The organism is Mycolicibacterium madagascariense, from assembly GCF_010729665.1.
Classification (GTDB): domain Bacteria; phylum Actinomycetota; class Actinomycetes; order Mycobacteriales; family Mycobacteriaceae; genus Mycobacterium; species Mycobacterium madagascariense.
On record NZ_AP022610.1, the window covers coordinates 1,984,238 to 2,007,601 of the forward strand.

A 23,364-nucleotide genomic window follows, 5' to 3' on the forward strand; every position below is an offset into this window, starting at 1 on the left:
GATGGCGGACGACAGCGCCGACGCGGTGGTGATCGGCGCCGGTCACAATGGCTTGGTCGCCGCGGCCACGCTCGCCGACGCGGGCTGGGACGTCATCGTGTGCGAATCGCAGGACGTCCCCGGCGGTGCCGTGAAGAGCGCCGAACTGATACCGGGGTACGTCAGCGATCTCTACAGCGCGTTCTACCCGCTGTCGGTGGCGTCGCCGGCGTTGCGGGACCTGCACTTGGAGGATCACGGCCTGCGGTGGTCCCATGCCCCGGCCGTCGTCGGGCACCCCCGATCCGCCGACGACGAGGACGCCGCCGTCCTCTATCCCGAGATCGACCGCACGGCAAGTGAATTGGATCGACTTGCCCGCGGTGACGGTCGACGGTGGTGCGACCTCTTCGAGCAGTGGGAGCGCATCGGAGATCCCCTGCTGCAGACCCTGTTCGCGCCGTTTCCTCCGCTGCGCGGGCCCGTGGGACTGCTGCGCGGACTCGGTACCGCCGAGGCGCTGCGCCTGGCCCAGCTGATGCTGATGCCCGCGAGCGTGATGGCCGAGAACCTCTTCGAGGGGGAGGCCGCGCGCCTGCTGCTGCTCGGCAACGCGATGCACGCCGACGTGCCAATCGACGCCCCCGGCAGCGGGGTCATGGGCTACCTGCTGGTCATGATGGCCCAGGGCGGCGGCTTCCCCGTCCCCGTCGGGGGCGCGGGCGAGCTGACCGCCGCACTGGTCCGCCGCGCCGAGGCGGCGGGCGCCCGGGTGGAGTGTGGACGGGCCGTGGACTCCATCGTGGTGAGCGGTGGCCGGGCCACGGCGGTGCGGACCGCGGACGGGACCACCGTGCGATGCCGGCGGGCCGTCATCGCCGACACCTCGGCCCCGCAGCTCTACCAGCGTCTGCTGCCCGCCGACGCGCTGCCGTCGGCGCTGCGCGGTGGGTTGGACCGGTTCGTGTGGGACACCCCCGTGCTGAAGGTCAACTACGCCCTCGACGCGCCGATCCCATGGCGCTCGAAGAATCTGGCCGAAGCGGGGACCGTGCACCTGGGGGCCGATCGGGACGGGTTGATCCGCTGGATGGCCGACCTCAACACCGCGACCCTGCCCACCCACCCGTTCCTGCTCTTCGGTCAGATGACCACCTCGGACCCCACGCGATCCCCCGAGGGAACCGAGAGTGCCTGGGCCTACACCCATCTGCCGCGCGGGCTGGCCGACGACGCATCCGCCGACGCGCTCGCCGAGCGGGTGGACGAGGTGCTGGAGGCCCACGCTCCCGGCTTCGCGTCCCAGCTCGTCGGCAAGACCGTCCAGCGGCCGTCGGACCTGGAGGTCGACGACGCGAACCTGCACACCGGCGCCGTCAACGGCGGCACGTCACAGTTGTTCCAGCAGTTGATCTTTCGTCCGGCACCGGGGTTCGGCCGCGCCGAGACGCCCGTGCCGAACGTGTTCCTCGGCAGTGCGGGCGCCTCGCCGGGCGGCGGGGTACACGGCGTCTGCGGCCGCAACGCCGCCCGCGCGGCACTCGCCGCCGACGGCGTCACCGGTTGGCCACGGCGACAGGTGAATCGCGCGGTGTCACGCCTCTTCTCGCGCTGACGCGGCGGACAGTGCGGCGGTGATCCGAGCGACCCTGGGGTCCTGGCGCAACTCTTCCAGCGTCTCGGGCAGCGGCAGTCGCCAGTTCGGATATTCGTCGACCGTGCCCGGCAGGTTCGGCTGTCGCCGCTCGGCGATCACGTCGTAGGGCGAGATCAGCGTCAGCTGGCTGGGCGTGGCGGCCAGGAATCGGTGAATGGCCAGCACGATCGCCGACTCGTCGGGATCGTCCGGCTCGGGCGGCAGCAGATCCTCCGCCCTCAGTAGCGCCAGCCACTCGGCGCGCTCCTCGGCCGCGGCGGCCTCCTCCGCCGGGACGTCGTCGAGCAGACCGAGCTCGGCCCGCACCCGGACGTGTTCACCGGCGAAATAGCCTGCTGCCGTGGGCAAGTCGTGGGTCGACAGGCTGGCCACCGCGCGTTCGGGCCAGGCCGCCGACGGGAGGAGCGGCTCATTGGGGGCGGACTCGTCACGGGTGAACCACGCCACCGCGCATCCGAGCATGCCGCTGCTGGCCAGCGCCTCGGTGACCTCGGGCTCGACGGTTCCGAGGTCTTCTCCCACGACGATGGCGCCCGCCCGGTGCGCTTCCAGCGCCAGGACGGCGAGCATCACGTCGGCGTCATAGTGCACGTAGGTACCCCGGTCGGGGCCCTCACCCGGCGGTACCCACCACAGCCGCCACAACCCCGCGACGTGGTCGATGCGCAGTCCGTCGGCGTGGGCCAGGACGGCGCGCAGCATGTCGCGCAGTGCGGCATACCCCGTCGCGGCGAGGCGGTCGGGCCGGAAGGGGGGCAGTCCCCAGTTCTGGCCGCGCGGGGTGAAGTTGTCCGGCGGCGCCCCCACGCTGACCCCGGTCGCGAGTACGTCGGCCAGTGCCCAGGCGTCCGCGCCGTCGGGATCGACCCCCACCGCAAGGTCGTGCAGCACGCCCAGCGCCATGCCCGCGTCGCGCGCGGCGGTCCGCACGGCCCCGAGCTGCTCGGCGCACCGCTCCTGCACCCAGGCGTGAAATGCCACCCGGGGAGCCAACTCTCGTCGTGCGGCCGCCACCGCGGGCCCGGACACGTCGCGCAGGTCTTCCGGCCAGCGGCTCCAGCGGCCGCCGTGCCGCTCGGCCAGCGCGCAGTAGGTGGCCCAGTCGCGCAGTGCGTCGGTCCGCGTATCCGCCCGGTCGGGCCGACCTTCGGAACGCCACAGCAGTTCCAGCGCATCGCGTTTGGCCGCCCACACCAGATCGTGGTCGATGCGCGGCGTGCTTGCCGACACGCGCAGCGCGTCGACCTCCGCACGGGTGTCCGCGTCGGCGGCGCGGTAGGCGTCGAGGTCTTCGATGCGCAACGCCAGTGGATTGGCGAAGCGCCGGCTCGACGGGGTGTACGGCGAGGGTTGCACCGGATGCGTCGGACCCGGCGCGTGCAGCGGATTGAGCAGCACCGCACCCGCGCCGTGCTCGCGGGCGGTCCAGTCCACGAACTCCCTGAGGTCGCCAAGATCGCCGATACCCCACGAACGGGCCGAACGCAGCGCGTAGAGCTGCAGCATCCAGCCCCAGGTCACTGGGGTTTGGGGCACCTGCGGCGGCGCGGCGACCAGGGTGGTCTCCTGTCCGTCACCGAACTGCAGGCGGTACCACCCGGGCGCGAGGTCGCCGGGCAGTTCGTCGCGTACGTCGATCCGGTCGCCCGCCTCGTCGATCAACGCGACCGCACCGGGAAGCGGGCGGGACCGGCCGTCCACGCGCACGGCCATGGTGGGCGCCACCACCCCGGCGCGGCGACGCTCGGCAATGCCGTCCAGCGCGCGGGCGCGGTCGGCCTCGGTGTCCGCCGCGATGTCGAGGAGCCCGAGCACCCGGATCACGACCTCGGGGTCGACGTGGACCGGCTCGCGCCGCTCGTTGCGGTAGGTGGTCGCGACCCCGTACTCCGCGGCCAGTCGGCGAAGGTCGTCGGGCAACGGCGACTGCGTCACCAGCGGTTTCCGACCGTGAGGAGCGCGACGAGGGGACCTGGCACGAGCGCACGAGGACGCAGGAGGTGGGGCACGGTCCCAGATATACCCAAGCCGCCGTGTCTCACACGGGCCGCCCGGCCCCACGACATCGGTGCCCGGGACCACCCGCCGGCGACGTCCCCGCCGCTGCGTTCCCGGTCGGTTCGACATCGATTGCGTCATCAGCACTTTGGTGGCCGTTCACCGTGAATTCACCAGCCGCGACGGACATCATCGATGGTGTCGATGATCGACCACAGGTCAGGAGAGAACATGATCACGATCACTGCGCCGGCGGCCCGACTGTTCGTCGGCTGCCTGCTCACGGCAGGAATCGTCGGTGGATCGCTGGCCGGAGCGGTCGCGGTGCCGTTGGCGGACGGACCCGTGACGACGGCGACGGATCCCGCGGCCCCGATCTCGGGCAAGACCGGCGCTCCACTGGGCGATGCCACATTCGGCGCCGATCCTCTGGTGCCGTTCGGCACCGATCCGCAGCCACCGGTCACGCCGGGTTACGTCGACCGCGACCATGACAACGGCGTCACCGCCAACGGCGAGGTCGACCTGCCCTTCTAGAGGCAGCACTCTCGTCTCTCGTCGCGACGCCACGCCGGGGTCAGGGGGCGATGGCGGCCGGTCGGGTCGACTCGATGTGAAATGCGCGCGGCGGAACGGGTTTCAGATGGGCCACGGCGAGCATCCTGTCGTTGGGCGTCTGTCTTCCACGGACGCGGGCAACTCGGCCTCACTTCACGACGCACATCGAAGGATCTCTATGTCTTCACGCAATACGGTCATCCGCTCCCTGCACGATCTCGGTGCCGCTGCCTGGTTCGGCGGATCGCTGATGGGTGCCGTCGGTGTCAACGGTGCAGCAGACGCCGTTCGCGACCCGAAGGACCGCGCCCGCGTCGCGGCCATGGGATGGGCGAAGTGGGCTCCGGTCAATGCCGTGGCCATCGGCGCGCACCTCGTCGGGGGCGGCGGCATCCTCTACGCCAACCGCGGTCGCGCCGTGCACCAGGCCGGGGTGCGGTCCAACACCGTCGTGAAGATCGCGCTCACGGCCGCAGCGCTGGGCGCGACCGCCTACAGCGGCGCCCTGGGCGCGAAGACCGCTCAGGGAGACGGACATTCGGTGGACGGCGCGACCGATCCCTCGGCCGGCACGCCCAGTGACGTCGCCGCCGCCCAGCAGAAGCTGCGCTACCTGCAGTGGGCGCTGCCGGTATTGACCGGTGCCATCGTCGTCCTCGGTGCCCAGCAGGGCGAGCAGCAGCGTCCCAGCCAGATCATCGCCGGACTCGGCACCACGCTGGCGCAGCGCGTCCGCGACTGATCACCAAACCCTCATCCCGCTTGCGCGACAACGACATTGGAGTGAATGCATGACCGAACACGAAAAGTCCGACCAGGCCCGTCAGGGTCTCGTCGACTCGATCAAGGGCAAGGCGAAGGAAGTCGCGGGCGCGGTGCTCGGGAACGACTCGCTGACCGCCGAGGGACAGCTCGAGCAGACCCAGGCGCAGGAGCGCAGGGAGGCGAACAGCGTGGAGGCCGTCGCCGATGCCGAGGCCCAGCAGGCCCGTACCGAAGCGGCCGACGCGAGAGCCGAAGGCGCACGCGAGCGCATCGCGCAGAACGCACGCACGGCGGCGGCCGAGAACGTCGTCGAAGCGCAGCAGGACGCTCAGAAGGTCACGGCAGAACGGGCCGCCCAGCAGGAAGCCGCCCAGGCCAAGGCTGCGGCCGACGACGCCGCCCAACGCGACGTGCAGCGCGCAGAGAGCCAGGAACGCGTCGACGTGCGGTCGGCCGTGAGTGAGGTCGTCGACGCCGCGGACGACCATCGGGCCGCGGTGCAGGACGCTGCCGACGACGAGGCCAAGGCCGACGAGCTGCGGGCCCGCGCCGACAAGGTGTCCGACCAAGCCGACCTGTCCTGAGCATTGCGCCAGGCCCACGCACCATCGAGGAGTTCAGCATGAACATCACGACCGTCCCGCGTTCCATCCTGCGGTTCCAATATCAATTCATCCGGGTGCCACTCGCGCTCATCGAGGATCGCTTCGTGGCGCGGATGGACACCGAAGCGCCCGCCCGACTCATCTACGAACGCTCGCTGGGCGTACTCGACGCGACCGTGGGCAGCGCCCTGGGTGATCCCAGGCTCAGACGCCGTGGCACCGCGCTCGCCGAACGCAGTCAGGACCGGGGACGTGCCGCGGCGCTGGACGCGGCCGCCAAGATGAAGCAGCAGCAAGCCGATGCCGACCTGAAGGCGCGCCGACAGGAGGCCGTCGACGAGCAGAACGCGGCGCGGACGAACAAGGAGCAGGCGGTCGCCGACGCGAATAGTGCTGCAGCCGAACGCAAGCGCTCGGCCGACGCGGCAGCCCAGGAACGCGCCGCGGCCGCCAAGAAGCACGCCGACGAGATCGCCGCGCAGCGCACGGAGTCGGTGGAGGCTGCGAAGAAGCGCGAGGACCAGCGCATCGAGGCCGCCGAGAAGAAGGCCACCGAGGCGGCCAGTGCGAAACTCGACGACGCCACCGCCAAGCAGCGTGCAGCCGATGAGAAGCGGGCCCAGGCCGATCGGGTGAAGCAGTTGGCCGAAGAGGAGAAGGACAAGCGTCAGGAACAGCGGGCCACCAAGGCCTGACACGTTCGTCGACCGCCGCGCCCGGGTGAGCTACCGGGCGCGGCGTTCGCATGAAAAGCCGGCATGGTGTGCGACCGGACGCCCGCTTCAGCGCGGTGGCGCGTCCTCGAGGATGAGGCTGACCGCCGTCTCGACCCGGTCGGCCGCCTGCTGGAAGGTCATCGTGCCCGCCGCCGCTTGGATGAGCGCCCCGGAGAACACCAATTCCAGTGTCGTGATGACCTCCGGCCACGATCCCGGCCCGACGGCCGAGGCGATGAGCTGGTGGATGTGCAGGCCGATCTGTTCGTGGGCGCGGTCGGCGGTGGGGCCGCTGTCGAGGAACACCGCCGCACACGCCGCGGCGATCGCGGGTTCCTCGGCGACCACCAGCATCATTCGGCTCAGTTGCCCGGCGACCCTCGCGGTCGAGCCGCAGTTCGCCCCCGTGCTGACGTCGATGCCGCGGATGCGGCGCAGACAGACTTCGACGATGAGGTCGCTGGTGGAGGCGAACAGGTCCGCCGCGGTGGCGGGTGGCACGTGCGCGCGAGCGGCCACCTGGTCGACCGTCAGGGCATCGAACGGGGTGTCGCGAAGGACTTCGACGGTGGTGTCGAGCAGCCTGGCCGAGGCGTCGGCGAGGGACTTCCTGCGACGTTGGACCGAGAGATCCGTGACGTCGGCCGGGCTTTTGCTGGACACGTGTCCAGCTTAGCGCGTGAATCAGGCGGCGAGCGGGACGCTCGTCAGGGGAGCCGACGAGGTGTCGTAGTAGACCTCACCGCACGCCGAGCACGACACCTCGTACCGAAGGCCGCCGCCGGGGTTGACGTCCAGCCGGTACTCGAAGGCGCCCTGACAGCTCGGGCAGCACGTGGGGTGTGCCGTGGTTTCCGTGACCGCCGTTGTTTTCGTGAGCATGGTCAGGACTCCTCCTCCGCAGCGTCGTCGCGTCGTCGCACCGCGGTTACCCCCACGGCGCGTCGATCAACCCTCGAAGGGGCGGACCGGATCCTCAGTGCTGGTGCGGGCGCGGCACACCCTCGCCGCGGCGCCTGGCTTGCTCGCCTTCGGCGATGAGGCGCAACTGTTCGTCGGCCTCGCGGCCCTCCAGCAGCGGCTGACTCGGGTCCCAGGTGGTGCCCGAGGCCAGGTCCCTGCGGCGCCGCGCGATGGCTGAGAGGACCTCAAGAATGACGCGGTTGCCCAGCAGCGCGGTGATGTCGGCGTGATCGTAGGGCGGGGACACCTCGACGACGTCGACGCCGACGACGGGCAGCTCATAGCAGATGCGCCGCACCGCATCCAGCAGCTCCCGAGCCGAGAAGCCGCCTGGCTCAGGCGTTCCCGTGCCGGGAGCGTGCCCGGGATCGCAGACGTCGATGTCCACCGACAGGAACACGCCCGTGCACTCGTCGGTGGCGATGCCGAAGGCCTCGGTGAGACAGGTTGGCAAACCGCGGGCGACGATCTCGGTCATCTCGTAAGAACGGAGCCCCTGGGCGGCCATCCACTGCAGCACCGGCTCGTCGGGCCAGTAGCCGCGCAGTCCCAGTTGCAGGAACCGGTCCCCGCGCAGGGCGCCGGATTCGATGAGCCGTCGCATCGGCGTGCCGTGCCCGATGAGGGATCCGTTGCTGATGTCTCCCGTGTCGGCGTGCGCGTCGAAGTGGATCATCGAAACCTTGCCGAAGCCCAGGTGCCTGGCGACGCCGGTGTGGTCCGGCCAGGCGATGGTGTGATCGCCTCCGAGGACGATGGGGATCGCACCCGACGACGCGATCGCGTACACGTCCTCCTCGATGAGCCGGACCGCCTGGGCGATGTCGCCGTTGTACAGCGGCACGTCGCCGGCGTCGTAGACCCGCAGATCCTTCAGACCGTCGACGCGCAGCGCCAGGCTGGGCCGCGAACCGTCCTGGGGCAGATAGCACGCTTGGCGCAGAGCCGACGGACCGAAGCGCGCGCCCGACCGGTAATTGGTGCCGCCGTCGAGCGGGGCGCCGAGGATCACGACGTCGGCGTCGGCGTAGGACGCCCGATCGGCGAGGTCGCACCGATCCACCCCCAGGAACGTGATGTCGGGACCAAATGCGCTGCCTACCATGTGCTCAAGCCTCTCGTCGATCGTTCACGGGTTGCGGTGCAGGGCGGTGACGGCGCGAAACGCGTGGCGCAGTGTCGCGCGGATCCGCCGCTTGTCCACCGGGCCCAGGGGTCGGTAGAGGTTGTCGATCTCCAAGCCCGCCATGACCGCCATCACGGTGCGGGAGTCCAATTCGGGGTAGTGCGAACCGAGTTCGCGAAAGAGTCGGCTGAGCGCGGGGACCATCGCCGCGTACCACGCCTCGAACATGGGTCGCAGCCGTTCGTCGCGGCTCGCTTCGGTGACGAGTTCGTAGCGGGTGACGATCGCACCCTGGGGTGAGGTGAAACCGTCGATGATCATGTCGGCGAACAGGTCTGCGAGTTGCTCAGCGGTCATGGTGGGATCGAGGCGTTCCGCGGTCCTGACCACCCGTTCGATCTCGCGATCGGAGAGCTGTTGGAAGGCTTGGGCGATGAGGTCGGACTTGTCCTCGAAGTAGTAGCTCAGCGCGCCGAGCTGAATCCGAGCCTGGCTGGCCACCGTGCGCATCGACAGCCCGGCCAGTCCAACCCGGGCCATGACTTCGATGGCGGCGTCGATGATCTCGACGCGCCGCGCGGCTCCGCGTGCCGTGGTGCCCGTCATCCCGCGAACGTGAGGGTGGAGAAGTCGGTGTCCCACATCCAGGCGGGCTGACTCTGCCAATTCGAGTAGCCCTTGCGGGTGGCGATCGAATTGTGCAGGTCGGCCAGGTTCACCCAGCACAGCGAATCGCGGTAGGCCTTGGCGGCCTCGACGTACAGGGCGCGCGAGCGTGCCTGATCGGGCTCGGCGCTGCCCTGGTCCAACAGCGCGTCGGCGGCGGGCACCGAGCAGCCCTGCAGATTTACCGGCGCGTTGGTGTATTGGTAGATGCGCGACCAGGTATCAGGGTGGGCCGCATCGGGATTGAACGAGGCGAGCAGGAGATCGGGACGCTGTTCGGGGTGCTCGTTGAGGGCGAAGAACTGTCCCGACGGGAAGTCTCGGACGGTGGGGGTGAACCCGGCCTGCTGGAGGATGACCTGGACGTGGTTGGCCAGATCCTGCAGCGTGCTGTCGCCCGTCGGGTAGCCGATGGACACCGCGCCGCCCCTGCTCCCCAGCGTGTTCAGTGCGGCGGGGTCGTACTGATGGCGGTCGGGGACCGCGCCGTCCGGCAGCATGCCGCTGGGGTAGAACTGCGTTGACGGGGCACCCTGCTGACCGAAGACGTCCGTGGTCAGGGCCGTCTGATCGAGTCCGGCGCTGAGCGCCGCCCGTGCGGGAACCGGGCCGAACACCGGTGAAGCCGGATTCACCATGACCATGGCCTTGACCAATGCATTCTGTTGCAGCACTTCGGTATTGGATGCCGACGCCACGGCCTCGTAGTCGCCCTTCGACAACCCGTGCAGGATCATGTCGAGCTGGCCCTGATCGAGTTGCAGACGCTGGACCGCGGTCGCCGAGATCACCGGCAGGGTGACGGTCGTGATCCGGGGTGCGATGCCCCAGTAGTTCGCGTTGGCCTTCAGTGTGTAGTGGTCGGCGGGAATGGCCTCGGTCAGCTCGTAGGGCCCGGTGCCCGCGGTGTGGGCGGCGAGCCAGGCCGTGGCGTGATCGCCGCCCGCGGTGTGCTGCGCCACCGCGGTCGGGCTCGTCATCAGCGGACCGTACGGGGAGGCGAGGTAGTCCAGGAACGGCGCCACGGGTTTCTTCAACGTGACGACGAACGTCAGCGGGTTGGGGCTCTGCATGTCGGCGACCTCGGCGAGCATGTAGGACGGTCCGCCCGCCATGTCGATGCGACGTTGGAAGCTGGCTTTCGCGGCGGCCGCATCGAATGGGGTGCCGTCCGCGAATTTCACGCCGGGTCGGAGCGCGAAGGTGTAGGTCAGTCCGTCGGGGGAGACCGTCCACCCGGTCGCGAGGAGGCCTTGGATGGTCGTCGACCCTGGCGCGTAGTGGACCAACCCCTGATAGGCGGAGGTCATGATGAGTAGGCCCTCGGGTTGATAGAACGTGTCGGGATCCAACGGCGGTGGATCGCTCAATAGCGGGGTCCGCACCGATGACGTGAGCGCTGCGCTGCCGGCCCCGTCGTGGGCCGACCCCGAACACGCGGTGCTCGACAACAGCAGCAGGGTGGCGGCGAGGGCGGCGAGCCCGGTCGTGCGTGGCATCGAGGACTCCTGGGCTTGGCGACGTGTCGAGTTTCGCCACATCGCATTTCGCGCACGTGACGCGGCCGTTACCAGTTTGTACGAACGACCAAGATTTGGACGATCGACCGGGAAATCGTGGGAAAGCCGTTCTAGGGTTCAGCCACGGACACCGTCCGACGTCGCTCTCCTCGCCCAAACGTGAACGGATGGAACGCAATGCCCAGTGCGGTACCGGCAGCCTTCGACCTCAGCGGACACGTCGCGCTGATCACCGGGTCGAGCAGTGACATCGGCATCGGGTTCGCCTCGGCGCGACTGCTGGGTCAGTTGGGCGCCTCGGTCATGGTCACGGGAACCACGGACCGCGCCGCCCTGCGCGCCGACGAGCTTCGGGCGGAGGGGATCTCGGCCGAGTCCCACGTGGCCGATCTGATGGACCCCGACGCGGCCCGCGGCTTGGTCGACGCGACCGAGTCGGCGTTCGGCAAGGTCGACGTGCTGGTCAACAACGCCGGGCTGGCGTCGGTAAACAGTCCCGAGCAGCCCAATCCGGCGAACGCCATGACCGACGAGGAGTGGTCACTGGTGTTGCGGCGCAATCTCGACAGCGCATTCTTCGTGACGCGCGCGGTGCTGCCGGGGATGGTCGATCGCGGCTACGGTCGCATCGTCAACGTCGGCTCGACCGCAGGGGTGCTGACGGCCTACACCGGCGACGTCGGGTACCACACGGCCAAGGCGGCGATGCTGGGGATGACGCGTTCGGTCGCCGTGGACTTCGCCAAAAGCGGGGTGACGGCCAACCTGGTCCTACCGGGGTGGATCGCGACGGCGGCGCAGCTGCCCTCCGAGGTCGAAGCGGGCAACGCCACCCCGGTGGGCCGCTCGGCGGATGCCGCCGAGGTGGCCGCGGGCGTGGCATTCCTGGCAACGCCGGGGGCGTCCTACGTCACCGGCACCACGCTCATCATCGACGGGGCGAACTCCCTTGGCGGCTGAGCGAACGCCAGCGTGTCCAACCGCTCAAACGCTGCGTTTGCACGGCGTGGTCGCGGGTCAGGGCGTCCACAGACAGTCGTCGCGAAGCAGTTCGGAGACCTCTGCGGCTTCGATGTCCCCGAGGGTGCTGAGGCGCACGTCCAGAGTCGGCTCGTCGACCCAGAGTCGCTCGGCCAGTTCGCGCGGCTGTCGCGTCCAGCGCAACCCGTCGACGAGCGCGTCGACGGTGATGAGCCTGCGCGCCGAGATCTCCTCGACCACCCGCTCCTCGCGGGCCGCGGCGATCGGATCCAGCGGCACCGGGCCGCGCTCACGATGGACGAGTTCGTGGGTGAGCGTGCACCGCCGTTCGGCCTGAGTCAATATGCGGGACAACCAGATTCGATCGTCCAGCTGTAGTCCCATGATCCGGTCCGGCAGCCCGTACCGGCAGGACACGACGACGTCGCCGTAATGGTCGCGCAGCACCCGCCAGGGGTGCCAAGGCCCTTTCCCCATGCCGGGGAGCCTACGAACGGGGTACGACAGAGTGGTCCCGTGCTCAGCCTCCGTCGGCGGTGCCGGCGTCCGCGTCGTCCTGGTCCGGTCGGCCGGGTTGGTAGCCGGGCGGTGCCGTACGCGCGGCCCGCAGGGTGTCCTGCCCTGGCGGACCATGGCCGATGCCGGCGGCGGTACCGTTGCCACTCGCGACCCTCATTCGTCGCAGACGCTTCGTCTCGCGCTTCATCCTCCTGAGGCGCTCGGTGTCACCGCCGAACACCGCCCGCGCGACCTCGTCCACGGCCCCGGCGAGGTCGTCGACGTCCCCGAGGACGTCGTGCACCCGGGACAGGAACGACTGCACCTGCTCTGGAACCGCCGCGTCGACGTCGGTGTCGACGGCGCGTGCGGACAACCGGACGTCGTCGGCGTCCACCGCAAGAGCGGCGACCAGTGCGGCGACGTCGTCGTGAATCGCGGCGGCCGCCCCGTCCGTCGCCACCGGCTCCTCATCGGACTTCGGCCGCGCGTCGAAGCGCGGATCGCGCACCGCCGCGGTCGCGGTGATCTCGCCGCGGACGACCTTCGCCGCGGTGTCGGGGACCCATGCCAGGCCGATGTCGAGCTTGGTGAGCGTGGACCGGGTCACCGACTGCGACGCGGCGGCCTCCAGGCTCGTCATGGTGCTGTTGGCCGGTCCGCCGTCGTGCCACACCTCGAGCTGCGACCGGCCGAGGTAACGCCGACGTTCGCTGACTGCGGTGGCGAGGGCGTCGACCGCGTCCTGGCTCCACTGAGGCATGGCCATAGCGTCGCAATTTTCTTAGGCAAACCCAAGCGCGGTCCCGCAAACCGGCTTGCGCACGACCATCGCGGCTGTCGCCGGTACGCCAGCGTGCGAGCGCATGACCTTGGTTTTCCGCGAAGAGGTGCTTCGTCGACGCTTGGAAGCCAAATAGAATCGGTGTGTGACCCAAGCATCGGCCAAGCCCGTCCCGCGGCGGGGAGCCAAGGATCCCCCTCGCGTGCCCATCAAGTACATCAGGTTGGCGGCCAACCTCTCCATCGATGCGGTGATCGCGCGCATTCACCAGCAGACCGGACGGACGTACTCACGGGGGTCGATCAGCGCTATCGAGAACGGCCACCGCGGGGCGTCATCGGAGGTGCTGCGCGCCCTCGAACTGGCCTACCGTTTGCCGCTCGGATCGATCACGACCGACTACGTGCCCCGCGCCCCCCGCGCCCGCAGGAACGGTCGGGTCGACGAGGCCGCCAGGACGGTCTTCGCCGACGCCGCCACGTAACCCCACCGCCCCTCGCGCGAAAGTGTCGGCCGTCCGCGTTGTACGGCTGCCGGTAGCAGCCCACGATGGACGCCATGGCGCACCACATCCGAATCCGGCCGTTCAACACGCGCGACACCTATCCCGAGCAGAACCTGGACAACGACCTCGCCCAGGCAGTCGTGGCCGGGGGCGTGGTGTACCTACGCGGTCAGATCGGCCAGGACCTCGACACCAGGGAATCGGTCGGCATCGGCGACGTCGAGGCGCAGGCCGAGAAGGCCATGGCGAACATCGCCATGCTGCTCGACGAGGCGGGCAGCTCGCTGCAGGACGTCGTGAAGGTGACGGTCTACCTCGTCGACATCCGGTACCGCGAGCCGGTGTACCGCGTGATGGGCCGGTGGCTCAAGGGCGTGCATCCGGTCTCCACCGGGCTCGTGGTGAGCGCCCTCGCCAGGCCCGAATGGCTCGTGGAGATCGATGCCACGGCCGTGCTCTCCGAGCCGGGGAGCCCGGCGTGACGTTCTCCCTCGTCGCACGCGACGGGTCGGGAGCCTTCGGCATCGTCATCAGCTCCTCGAGCCCGGCGGTCGCCGCGCGGTGCGCGCATCTGCGCACCGGTGTCGGTGCCGTCTGCAGTCAGAACGTCACCAATCCCCAGCTGGGCGTCGTCGCCCTGGACGCGCTGGCCGATGGGCGGGATGCGGCCGGCGCGCTGGCGACGACGCTGGCGTCCGAACCCCACCGTGACCATCGGCAGGTCGTGATCGTCGACGGCCGCGGCGGCACCGCCGTGCACACCGGGACGCACGCGCTCGGCATCAACCACCACGCGCAGACGACGGGCGCGGCCGCGGCGGGCAACATGCTGCGCGACGCCGCGGTCGTCGAGGCGCTGCTCGCGGGATACGTCGACTCGGCGGCGGCGACGCTGGAGGCCCGCCTGCTGGACGGTCTGGTCGCGGCCGCCGCGGCGGGCGGCGAGGCCGGGCCGGTGCGCAGCGCGGGCCTGCAGGTCGTCGAGGACGTGCCGTGGCCCGTCACCGACCTGCGGGTCGACTGGCACGACGATCCCGTCACCGAACTGCGACGGCTCTGGGACGTGTGGGAACCCCAGAAACGGGACTACCGCACCCGCGGGCTGGACCCCACCGTCGCACCCTCCTACGGCGTCCCGGGCGACCCGTGACCGCGCTCCGTCAGCTGGGCGAGGTAGCCGCGCTGGGTGCTGATGTGGTCGGCGAGGTACTTGGCGTCATGCCATACGCCCCAGATGAAACTCGACCCGCGTCGCGAAAGCCATGGCAGGCCAACGAAGTACACGCCGGGTTCGGAGGACACCCCGCGGCGGTGCCGCGGTCGGCCGTGCTCGTCGAGCGCGTCGACCCGTAGCCAGCGGTAGTCGGTCGCGTACCCGGTCGCCCAGACGACCGAGGAGACCCCGGCGTCCGCGAGATCGAGTTCGAGCACGGGGTCGGTGACCGCGTCGGGGACGGGACCCAGCGCCCGCGCCTGCGGATCGGCGGGCAGGTCGAGCCCGTTGCGTGCGACGTAGGCGTCGGCCTGGTCGAGTAGCGACAGGTAGCTGGCGTCACCGTTGGCGATGTTCGTGCCGAGGTCGGGTGCGAAGTGCAGGACGCCGTCGTCGAAGGTCGACGTCCTGCCCACCAGCTGGATGCCCCGCTGGGCCAGTTCGCGGAAGTCGACGGTGTGACCGCCGTGGGCGCCGCTGACCGCGATCGTGACGTGCTCGGCGCCCCGCGGCGGCGTCTCGGCATCCCACAGCCCGAGAACGCCCAGCCACCAACAGAAGTCGCGGCCGCGATAGCGCCGCGGCGGACGATCGTGCGGCCCGACCGATAGGAACACCCGCCGACCCGACCGGCGGAGTTCGTCGGCGATCTGCACGCCGGACGATCCGGAGCCGACCACCAGGACGGCGCCGTCGGGCAACTGTCCAGGGTTGCGGTAGCCGCTGGAGTGAAGCTGCAGGGGCACGGCGCCGTCGGGGATGATCGCGGGGTGGACGGGCCGCTGAAACGGTCCTGTCGCCGCGACGACGACGCGGGCGTCGATGACGCCGTCGGTCGTCTGCACCTCGAAGCCGGGGCGACCGACGTGTCTGGTCACCGACGTCACCTCGACGCCGCACCGGATCGGGGCGTCGATCTTCTCGGCGTAGGCGACGAAGTAGTCGGCGACGCGGTCCTTGCCGGCGAAGCCGTCGGGGGCGACGTCGACGAATTCCAGGTTGGGGAAGCGGTCGTGCCAGGCCGGCCCGTTGGCGACGAGGGAGTCCCAGCGTTCCGAACGCCAGCGCTCGGCGATGCGGTGGCGTTCGAGGATCACGTGTGGCACGCCGCACGCGCCGAGATGTTCGCTCATCGCGAGCCCGGCCTGGCCACCGCCAACCACCACGACGTCGACCTCGCCGCTGGGCTCCGATCGGTCTGCCACGATGACCTCCGCTTCGCGCCGGGGGAATGAGCACGTCACGCCTCGGCGTCCTGATGGGCGGCACGCTCCCGTCCGACGACAGTGATTCTGACTGGCGACGTCGCGGACCGCACGGCGGCTTTCATAGCCAATCCAAAACCAACTCAAAGAGCGTGCATCAGCTGCGGTGGCCCAATGGTGTCATGACTGCAATCTTGGAAGCTCCCGCGCCGGCGCCCAGCGCGGATGACGATGCATCGAACCGGCGGGCTCGGTTCACGGCTCGGTTCTGGGACCGGCTCGGCTACGGCACGCTGCTGGTGGCCACGGCGGTGATGTACCTGTGGAACATCACCATCAACGGGATGGGCAACCAGTTCTACGCCGGTGCGGCGCAGGCCGGTTCGCGCAACTGGGAGGCCCTGCTGTTCGGGTCGCTCGACCCGAACAACTTCATCACCGTCGACAAGCCCCCGGTGTCGCAATGGGTGATGGGCCTGTCCGGCCAGATCTTCGGCTTCAGCAGCGCCAGCATGCTCATTCCGGAGGCCCTCATGGCGGTCGCCGCGGTGGCGCTGCTCTACGGCGCGGTGCGCCGCATCAGCGGGCCGCGTGCGGCGCTGCTGGCGGGCGCGGCACTGGCGCTGATGCCGGTGGCGGCGTTGATGTTTCGCTACAACAACCCCGACGCGGTGATGGTGCTGCTGATGATGGCGGCCGCCTACTGCACCGTCCGTGCGCTCGAGCGCGCCAGCACGACCTGGATTGCGTTGGCGGGCGTCGCGCTCGGCTTCGCCTTCCTGGCCAAGATGCTCGAGGGCATCATGGTGCTGCCCGCGATCGGCCTGGTCTACCTGATCGCCGCCCCCACCTCGGTCCGTCGCAGGCTGTTGCAGCTCGTCGGCGCCGCGGCGGCGTTCCTGGTCTCCGCGGGGTGGTTCGTCGCGCTGACGCTGCTGTGGCCGGCCTCGTCGCGGCCCTACATCGCGGGGTCGACGGACAACAACTTCATGAACCTGGTCCTCGGCTACAACGGATTCGCCCGCGTCCTCGGCCGCAACCACGGTGGCGGCGGACACGCGCCGACGGGCCATGCGCCGGTCGACATGGCCGCCCACCACGGTGGGTTCGGCGGACCGGGGCGCCAGGCGGCGGGGCTGGCCCGACTCTTCTCCGGTGAGTTCGGCTTCGAGATCGGCTGGCTGCTGCCTGCCGCCCTGCTCGCGGTGGTGCTGGTGCTGATCGCCCGGCGCCGTGCGCCTCGAACGGACCTGGCCCGGGCAGGCGTGCTGCTGTTCGGCGGGTGGATGCTGGTCGACGGGCTGGTGCTGAGCTACATGAGCGGCATGATCCACCCGTACTACGACCTGTCCCTGGCGCCCGCCGTCGCGGGAACGTTCGCGATCGGCGTCCACGAGATGTGGATGCAGCGGTCGTCGTGGCTCGGTCGCCTCGGGTTGGCGACGCTGGTGGGGGGCACCGGGGTGTGGAGCTGGTGGATCCTCGCTCGCAATGCGCAGTGGCTGCCCGAATTGCGCTGGGCCATCCTGGTTCTCAGCGTCGTCGCGTTCGTCGGACTACTGCTGCCCTCGGCCCCGACGCGCCGACGCCTCGCCGCGGGAGCGTTGCTCCTCGGCGTGACCGTGGCACTCGCGGGGTCGGCTGCCTACGCGGTGGCCACCATCGGTCAGCCCCATGGCGGCGGCAACGCCAACGTGGGTCCGGCGGCGCCGGCTCAGGCGGGTCACGGCATGTGGGGACAGAGTGCGGACAACGCCGCGCTCGACGCCAAACTGGACGGCACGCTCACCGAGTGGTCGGCAGCGGTCGACGGATCGTCGACGGCCGCGGGTCTCGAACTGTCCACCAACACCGCGGTCATGGCCATCGGCGGGTTCACCGGATCCGACCCCGTCCCGACGCTGAGCCAGTTCCAGCAGTACGTGGCCAACCATCAGGTCACCTACTACATCGCGCCGAACCAGAACGGTGGTGGGCACGGCGGCAATCAGCACTCCGACATCGGCGACTGGGTGGCCGCGACCTTCACGCCGAAGCAGATCGGTTCTGACACCGTGTACGACCTGACGGCACCTGCCAAGTAACCGCACGTCAGCGAGCGCCGGCCGCGTCCACCCTGCGTGGGTCGCGGCCGGCGTTCTCGTCGGCGCGGCCGTCGAAGAACCGTGCGCCGACCTCGCCGGTGCGGGGGAGGTGACCGGCGCCGCGTCGCAGATTCGGGAAGGCCGCCGTCAACCCGGCGGCGACGAGGTAGGGCGCGGACATGACGGTGACGATCAGGAGCAGATTCGCGAGGTAGGTCATGGCAGTAATTGTGCGATGGGCAAAGCACTGCCAACAGTGGCAGAGGCGACTCGGTCCGGCAATATCCTGCCAAGCTGGCCTAGGCCTTGATCAGCGTGCCTGCCATCGACGCGGCCAGCTGCAACTGGGAGATCGTGAGTGCGCCCCAGCCGGCGTCGATCGGACCCATCGGGGCGCCCAGCCAGGGGACCACCCCGGGATCGGGGCTAATGCCGAGGTTGTAGGCCTGCATCCCGGGTAGGTGATGCTCGAAGAAGTTGCCGAATACGTCCACGGCGAAGATGGCGTCACCGATGAGGTTGGGACCCCAGAGCGCTGCCGCGTTGACGAGGGGGTTGGTGGCCGTGGGGTCGCCGATCATCACCAGGGAGCCGAAGTGCGGCTTGCTTCCACCGCCCGGCACGTAGGCGGGGAAGAACGGTTGCAGCGCAGGCAGATCCGTGGCCAGGTAGGCCGCCGTGTCGCCGTAGGTCTCGACGTTGACGAAGCCGGAGCCGTTGCCATTGCCCGCGACGACGGTGTTGAGGCCGGGGCTTTCGAAGCCGATCCCACCCAGGCCCGTCTGCTGCGCGACGTATTCGGCCTCCCAGCCGCCCAGCGAATGACCCGTGACGAAGACGTCGTCGGCGTCGTAGCCCTGCAGCGCGGCCTGGGTCTGAACGCGCTGCGCGAAGGTCAGCGAGTCCGCGAACGCCGAGGGCGTCGTATCGGTGAAGATGACCTGCGCGTCGGCGACGATCTGCGAGATGGCGATCAGCGGATCGAACAGCAGGTTGGTGCCGCCCGTCGTCCCCTGGTAGGCGATGACGATCTGCTGCTGCGGAGTCACCCACGCCTTTGCGGCCTCGCCGGACAACAGGTTCGTCGACGTCATCTGCACACCGTCGACCGTGAACGGCACCAGACCTCCTGGCACCCCGCCCAATACGTACTCGGCGGCCGCGGCATCGAGGAACTGCGTCACCGTCGGCGTGAGCGCCGTCGTCGCTCCGGTGTAGGTCTGAGTCGCCACGACCGGTACGACGGCAGGGGTCCGGCGCAGTCCGAGTGCCTCCTCGACGCCGCGGAACGCCGCGAACAACATCTCGTCGATGGGGGCGAAGTTCAATGGACTCTTGGGCCCGCTCGCCGAGACGGTCAGATCCAGCGCCTGCAGCACGGTGTCGACGATGCGGCCCGGCAGGGCCATCAGCGTCGCGATCGGGGACAGCGGCCCCGGTGGAGTCGGTGTCGTGACGGTGGTCTTGGTGACGGCGGCCGCGGTGACGGTGGCCGTGGTGACGGCGGCCGTGGTGACCGTGCCCTGCGTGACCGTGTTCTTGGTGACGATGTCCTTGGTGACCGTGTTCTTCTTGACGGTGGGGCCTTGCGGCTCATCCGCGGTCGACGAGGCTGCGGCGGTCTTTGGTCCGATGTCGTTGCTGCGCAGGCTCTTTCGCGAAGTGGAGTTCTTCGGCCGGACCGTGGTCCCGGCGTCGGGGGTCGAGCCCGCGCCGGCCGTGCCGACCTCCGTCGTACCGGTGTGGGCGGTACCTGCGGGCTGCGCGCTCGACGCATCATCGGCCCCGGCGCCGATCGGGGGCTTCGCCGGTCGATCCGAGGCGGCTCCCGTCTTCCCGGAACCGGCCGCCGACGCGGCGTCGCGCGACGCACGCCGACGGTGCTGCGTCGCATCCGCGGACGGATGCGAGGTGCCGGACGCGGACGACCCCGACGACTCGGACGACCCCGACGACTCGGACGCGGACGACCCCGACGACTCGGGCGCGGCCCACGCCACTCCGGGTGCCGACGCGGCTGCGATGCCCAGGGCCATCGCGACGACCACCAGAAGACGGCGTCGGGTCGGCCATTCAGCAGCATGCGCCGTCATCGACGTCCCCTTCGACACTCGGTCGCGGGGTAGCTCCACGACCGCGACAGAATATGACATCGTGTGATGTCAGTCACGTCCGGGTCGGCGCGGGGTCCGGCGCACGGGCTGTTAGCCGAATGTTCACCGTGCAATGTCGGCCCCGGGGTGACGGTCCGGCCCGGTCTCGGAGAGCATCGTCTGCGTGGCAGCCAAACCTGGAGACCTCCCCGACACCGGCATCCCCGCGGCCATCGCGGCCGAGATGACCATGGCCGAGCAGTACGACTGGCACCGTGACAACCTCCGGCGGCACCGCGTGACGCGACGGAGTTTCCTGGCCGGGTCGGCCGCGGCGGCCGCAGTGGCCGCGGTGGGCGTCTCGCCGTTCGGTCGACGCGCCTACGCGCAGGATGCGCCCCTGTCGGTGGCGAACCGCCACGTCGGGTACGGCGGTGACGCCGCCAGTCAACTGCGTCTGTCGGCCCAGCTCTCGCGAAACCCGCGCGCCGGCAAGATCTTCCTCGACCACGGTCCGACCCCGGCCCTGGGTGCCACCACGCAGGCCGAGGTGCGCAATCTACTCACGCATTTCCCCGCCAGCGGCGGTGGCGTGCTGTCGGCCGAGCAGTTCTACGCCCACGTACCCGTGGACGGACTGGCGGCGCGCACACCGCACTACTACCGGTGGCGCACCGACGACGGCTTCACCACCGACGTCCGATCGGTGGCCACGGCGATGCCGCGGAGCCGAGAAGCCATGGCGCCCTTCAGGTTCACGATGATCGGCGACCAGGGCACCGACGACACCCCCGTGCTCCCGCCCGGCCTGGCGCCCGGCGACTACGACGACTCCTACTACAAGTCCGACGACGACCCGAGCGCCCCGCACACGGCCAACGTGCTGAACCAGATCATCGCGGCCAATCCCGACTTCCACGTCCTCGCAGGCGACATCGCCTACGCCGATCCCTCCGGCGCGGGCAAGCCGGCGACGTTCGTGCCCTCCGGCGGCAAGCTCGCCACCGGCTTCGACAAGTTCAATCCGTTCGTGTGGGACGTGTACCTCGGCTCGATCGAAGCCAGCGCGTCGACCACGCCGTGGATGTTCGCCACCGGCAACCACGACATGGAGGCCGCCTACGCCAACCACGGCTACGGCGGCCACCAGGCGCGGCTGGACTTTCCCGGCAACGGTCCGGCGGGTTGCCCGTCGGCGTACTCGTTCGTCTACGGCAACGTGGCGGTCCTGTCGCTGGACGCCAACGACGTGTCCTATGAGATCACGGCCAACACCGGTTACTCGCATGGCAACCAAGACCGTTGGGCCGCAAGGACATTGGCCGCCTACCGCGCCGACCCGAACGTCGACTTCATCGTGTGCTTCTTCCACCACTGCGCGTACTCGACGACGGCCGCCCACGCCAGCGACGGCGGGGTCCGCGCGGCATGGACGGCGCTCTTCGATCAACATCAGGTCGACCTGGTGCTCCAGGGGCACAACCACGTCTTCGAGCGCACCGACCCGATCCGGGCCAACGCGCCAACAACCGTCGCCGCCGACAACGGCGTGGTCGACCCGGAGACGGACGGCACCGTCTACTACACCGTCGGATGCGGCGGGCGGCCGCGCTACGAATTCCAGCCCGATGAACGCGAGAGCTACCGCGGCAACGTCGCACCGGACACGTTCGTCCCGAACAGCTACGTGTGGACCTCCGACGGCGGCAAGCAGGCCGAGGCCGTCGGCTGGTCACGGGTCCGGTATCGCGGCTACGCGTTCGTCCGGGTCGACGTGCGTCCCGGGACACTCGTCAGCGAGATGGACGTCGTGGCGATCGACGAATATGGCCGCGAACTCGACAAGCTCACCTACCGTCGGCCGGTGCGGACCTAGATCCCGTCAGATAGTCACTTACGCCGCGCGAGACATCAACGCGCAAACGAGGATTGGCTCCTCGTGGGCTCAACGATCTTTCGCGTGCTTGCTCGCGCCGGCGGTGTAAGTGCCGTCCGTGGACGACGCCCGCGGGGTGGCCGGGAGCCGCTGAGTGTGTTTCGCGGAGTCGGCGTGCGCGCAGCGGTGCGGACGAGACGTGCGCGTGCTCGGGGTCGGGGGATCGCCTGCCTTGGCCGCGACCAGCGCACGGTGGGTGGTCTTGTGCGCGGTGGCGTTCGCCGATTCCGCGGTCGCCGGTGGGCCCGACGCCGCCGATACCGCCGAGGCCCTCGCTGGTGCGTCCGGTGCCGCCGATGCCACGCTGGCCGACGTGACCGACACCGCGGAGGTGATGGGAGTCTTGGCCTTTCGGGTGGCACCGGTGGGCACGCCGACGTCGGTGAGCGCCTGGCGGACGCCTTGGCCGACCGCCTGCGCCAGATGGGCGGCGAGGGTGCCCGGGTCGATGGTGGGTAGCAGTCGGGCCGGAGTCGGCACACCGTACGGCGTGGTGCGGTCGTATCCCAGGTCGACCAGCACCCGCAACGTCGGTTGGACGAGATCGACGATTGGTTTGATCACGAAGCTGGTGTGGGTGTCGGCACCGATGTCGAGCAGGGGTTGCAGCAGGGGCAAATTCTTGGTGGGGATGGTGATGTAGGTGGTGTCACCGGTGGTCTGGCGGTTCGCGGGGTCGCTCATGGCCTGCTGCAGTTCGGCAGGGCTGTAGCCGTCGGGCAGCGCGGTCGGAAAGAACGGGACGCCCGGGGGTATGGGGAGATACGGGTTCGGATACGTCGCATGGACCCCGAGGGCCCCGGCCAGTGAATTGATGTCCGCGAGGAGGTTGATGGGGTATTCCGGAAAGTCGGCCACCGGGTCGTACTCGAAGGCGATGTCCGTCGTTCGATAACCCGTATCGGTGGGTGCGGCACCGTCGAAGGTGATGTTCAGGCCGGGGATGTGGACTCCCGGGAACCGTGCCAGGATGCCGCCGTTGGGGCGGTTCGTATTGCCGGCCACGACGAACGACACCTGACTGGTGGACGGCGCTCCCGAGGGATTGTCTGCGAAGGTGCGCTTCGTCTTGGTGATGATGTCGCCGCTCTGCGAGTACCCGAAGATGACGACCTGATCGCGGGGGTGACTCGCGAGCTGGGTCTGCAACGCCGTCGCGAGGTCGGTGACGCCTTCTGCCACCGACTGGTCGTAGGTGATCGGCCCGATGATCGGCGGTAACAGCCCCTCCGGCGTGATGACGGGGACGAGTCGACAGGTCGACGGCTGGCACGTCGAATTAGGTGCGATGTAGTACTTCTCGACGTTCGGCAGATAGTTCGGAATCGGAATGGAGATGCCGGCGTCTGTGGTCACCACCGGATTGCCGAGACCGCTGCCGCCCATGACGAGGGCCGTGGTCGCAGCCATCGTCACCGCCGCCGTCACCGTCGACAAACTCGTCAGCAACACCGCGAGCAGCACTGCCGCCGCAGCGATGATCGTGTTCCGCGCTGCGCGTCGCATGCATCC

General features: G+C 69.7%; 23 protein-coding genes. 11 read left to right on the forward strand and 12 right to left on the reverse strand.

The features are described from left to right. Position 1 precedes the first annotated feature (1 nt). Positions 2-1,594: a phytoene desaturase family protein gene (locus G6N60_RS09380; RefSeq protein ID WP_163735676.1), complete on the forward strand. Its 1,593-nt coding sequence runs from the start codon at positions 2-4 to the stop codon at positions 1,592-1,594. Here the strand turns inward: G6N60_RS09380 and malQ are convergent. Beyond that, complete coding sequence (gene malQ, locus G6N60_RS09385; RefSeq protein ID WP_246240519.1) at positions 1,574-3,571, reverse strand: 4-alpha-glucanotransferase; 1,998 nt, start codon at positions 3,569-3,571, stop codon at positions 1,574-1,576. The two genes, G6N60_RS09380 and malQ, sit on opposite strands and share 21 nt — an antisense overlap. A 294-nt stretch (positions 3,572-3,865) precedes the next feature. Here malQ and G6N60_RS09390 point away from each other — a divergent pair, with 294 nt between their 5' ends. From G6N60_RS09390 to G6N60_RS09405, 4 genes are all read left to right on the forward strand, one after another. Continuing rightward, complete coding sequence (locus G6N60_RS09390) at positions 3,866-4,171, forward strand: hypothetical protein (RefSeq protein WP_163735679.1); 306 nt, start codon at positions 3,866-3,868, stop codon at positions 4,169-4,171. 199 nt (positions 4,172-4,370) lie between these two features. Next, complete coding sequence (locus tag G6N60_RS09395; RefSeq protein WP_163735683.1) at positions 4,371-4,934, forward strand: hypothetical protein; 564 nt, start codon at positions 4,371-4,373, stop codon at positions 4,932-4,934. A 49-nt stretch (positions 4,935-4,983) separates the two neighbouring features. Next, the gene (locus tag G6N60_RS09400) at positions 4,984-5,541 is read left to right on the forward strand and encodes a CsbD family protein (RefSeq protein ID WP_163735687.1); all 558 of its coding nucleotides are present in this window, start codon (positions 4,984-4,986) and stop codon (positions 5,539-5,541) included. A 38-nt stretch (positions 5,542-5,579) separates the two neighbouring features. Next, positions 5,580-6,257 (forward strand): IF2 family translation initiation factor, encoded by a 678-nt coding sequence (locus tag G6N60_RS09405; protein ID WP_163735690.1) that lies wholly within the window; start codon positions 5,580-5,582, stop codon positions 6,255-6,257. An 87-nt stretch (positions 6,258-6,344) separates the two neighbouring features. On the opposite strand, the gene G6N60_RS09410 is transcribed toward G6N60_RS09405, so the two are convergent. From G6N60_RS09410 to G6N60_RS09430, 5 genes are all read right to left on the reverse strand, one after another. After that, positions 6,345-6,941, reverse strand: coding sequence for a TetR/AcrR family transcriptional regulator (locus G6N60_RS09410; protein WP_163735693.1), 597 nt, complete (start codon positions 6,939-6,941; stop codon positions 6,345-6,347). A gap of 21 nt (positions 6,942-6,962) precedes the next feature. Then, positions 6,963-7,160, reverse strand: coding sequence for a hypothetical protein (locus tag G6N60_RS09415; RefSeq protein ID WP_163735696.1), 198 nt, complete (start codon positions 7,158-7,160; stop codon positions 6,963-6,965). A 94-nt stretch (positions 7,161-7,254) separates the two neighbouring features. Further along, positions 7,255-8,346, reverse strand: coding sequence for an agmatinase (speB, locus tag G6N60_RS09420; RefSeq protein ID WP_163735699.1), 1,092 nt, complete (start codon positions 8,344-8,346; stop codon positions 7,255-7,257). 24 nt (positions 8,347-8,370) lie between these two features. Continuing rightward, a complete protein-coding gene (locus G6N60_RS09425; protein WP_163735703.1) occupies positions 8,371-8,973 on the reverse strand; it encodes a TetR/AcrR family transcriptional regulator in 603 nt (200 codons plus the stop codon). Continuing rightward, positions 8,970-10,532 (reverse strand): ABC transporter substrate-binding protein, encoded by a 1,563-nt coding sequence (locus tag G6N60_RS09430; RefSeq protein WP_163735707.1) that lies wholly within the window; start codon positions 10,530-10,532, stop codon positions 8,970-8,972. The genes G6N60_RS09425 and G6N60_RS09430 overlap by 4 nt, the downstream gene beginning before the upstream one ends. A gap of 198 nt (positions 10,533-10,730) precedes the next feature. Here G6N60_RS09430 and G6N60_RS09435 point away from each other — a divergent pair, with 198 nt between their 5' ends. Continuing rightward, positions 10,731-11,513 (forward strand): SDR family NAD(P)-dependent oxidoreductase, encoded by a 783-nt coding sequence (locus G6N60_RS09435; RefSeq protein ID WP_163735710.1) that lies wholly within the window; start codon positions 10,731-10,733, stop codon positions 11,511-11,513. A 57-nt stretch (positions 11,514-11,570) separates the two neighbouring features. Here G6N60_RS09435 and G6N60_RS09440 read toward each other — a convergent pair whose 3' ends face one another. Together G6N60_RS09440 and G6N60_RS09445 are read right to left on the reverse strand one after the other, a co-directional pair. Continuing rightward, positions 11,571-12,011 carry a hypothetical protein gene (locus G6N60_RS09440; RefSeq protein ID WP_163735714.1) on the reverse strand — a complete coding sequence of 147 codons (441 nt, stop codon included), beginning with the start codon at positions 12,009-12,011 and terminating at the stop codon, positions 11,571-11,573. A gap of 43 nt (positions 12,012-12,054) precedes the next feature. After that, positions 12,055-12,795, reverse strand: a complete 741-nt coding sequence (locus G6N60_RS09445) for a hypothetical protein (protein ID WP_163735717.1) — start codon at positions 12,793-12,795, stop codon at positions 12,055-12,057. Positions 12,796-12,961: 166 nt separating this feature from the next. On the opposite strand from G6N60_RS09445, the gene G6N60_RS09450 reads away from it, so the two are divergent. The 3 genes from G6N60_RS09450 (at position 12,962) to G6N60_RS09460 (ending at position 14,471) form a co-directional block, all read left to right on the forward strand. Continuing rightward, complete coding sequence (locus G6N60_RS09450) at positions 12,962-13,300, forward strand: helix-turn-helix domain-containing protein (RefSeq protein WP_246240522.1); 339 nt, start codon at positions 12,962-12,964, stop codon at positions 13,298-13,300. A 74-nt stretch (positions 13,301-13,374) separates the two neighbouring features. Next, positions 13,375-13,803 (forward strand): RidA family protein, encoded by a 429-nt coding sequence (locus G6N60_RS09455; protein ID WP_163735720.1) that lies wholly within the window; start codon positions 13,375-13,377, stop codon positions 13,801-13,803. Then, entirely contained in the window at positions 13,800-14,471 is a 672-nt protein-coding gene (locus G6N60_RS09460) for a DUF1028 domain-containing protein (RefSeq protein WP_163735723.1), read from the forward strand. Before G6N60_RS09455 ends, G6N60_RS09460 begins: the two co-directional genes overlap by 4 nt. On the opposite strand, the gene G6N60_RS09465 is transcribed toward G6N60_RS09460, so the two are convergent. Beyond that, positions 14,447-15,667, reverse strand: coding sequence for a flavin-containing monooxygenase (locus G6N60_RS09465; protein WP_163743727.1), 1,221 nt, complete (start codon positions 15,665-15,667; stop codon positions 14,447-14,449). The two genes, G6N60_RS09460 and G6N60_RS09465, sit on opposite strands and share 25 nt — an antisense overlap. Before the next feature lie 254 nt (positions 15,668-15,921). On the opposite strand from G6N60_RS09465, the gene G6N60_RS09470 reads away from it, so the two are divergent. Further along, positions 15,922-17,823 carry an ArnT family glycosyltransferase gene (locus tag G6N60_RS09470; RefSeq protein WP_163735726.1) on the forward strand — a complete coding sequence of 634 codons (1,902 nt, stop codon included), beginning with the start codon at positions 15,922-15,924 and terminating at the stop codon, positions 17,821-17,823. Between the two features lie 7 nt (positions 17,824-17,830). Here the strand turns inward: G6N60_RS09470 and G6N60_RS09475 are convergent, their stop codons facing one another. Then, positions 17,831-18,043 (reverse strand): hypothetical protein, encoded by a 213-nt coding sequence (locus tag G6N60_RS09475; RefSeq protein WP_163735730.1) that lies wholly within the window; start codon positions 18,041-18,043, stop codon positions 17,831-17,833. A 79-nt stretch (positions 18,044-18,122) separates the two neighbouring features. Then, positions 18,123-19,916 (reverse strand): alpha/beta hydrolase family protein, encoded by a 1,794-nt coding sequence (locus G6N60_RS09480; RefSeq protein WP_163735733.1) that lies wholly within the window; start codon positions 19,914-19,916, stop codon positions 18,123-18,125. A gap of 244 nt (positions 19,917-20,160) precedes the next feature. On the opposite strand from G6N60_RS09480, the gene G6N60_RS09485 reads away from it, so the two are divergent. Further along, positions 20,161-21,792 (forward strand): metallophosphoesterase, encoded by a 1,632-nt coding sequence (locus G6N60_RS09485; RefSeq protein ID WP_179969778.1) that lies wholly within the window; start codon positions 20,161-20,163, stop codon positions 21,790-21,792. Between the two features lie 69 nt (positions 21,793-21,861). On the opposite strand, the gene G6N60_RS09490 is transcribed toward G6N60_RS09485, so the two are convergent. Beyond that, complete coding sequence (locus G6N60_RS09490) at positions 21,862-23,358, reverse strand: PE-PPE domain-containing protein (protein ID WP_163735734.1); 1,497 nt, start codon at positions 23,356-23,358, stop codon at positions 21,862-21,864. Positions 23,359-23,364: the final 6 nt, after the last annotated feature.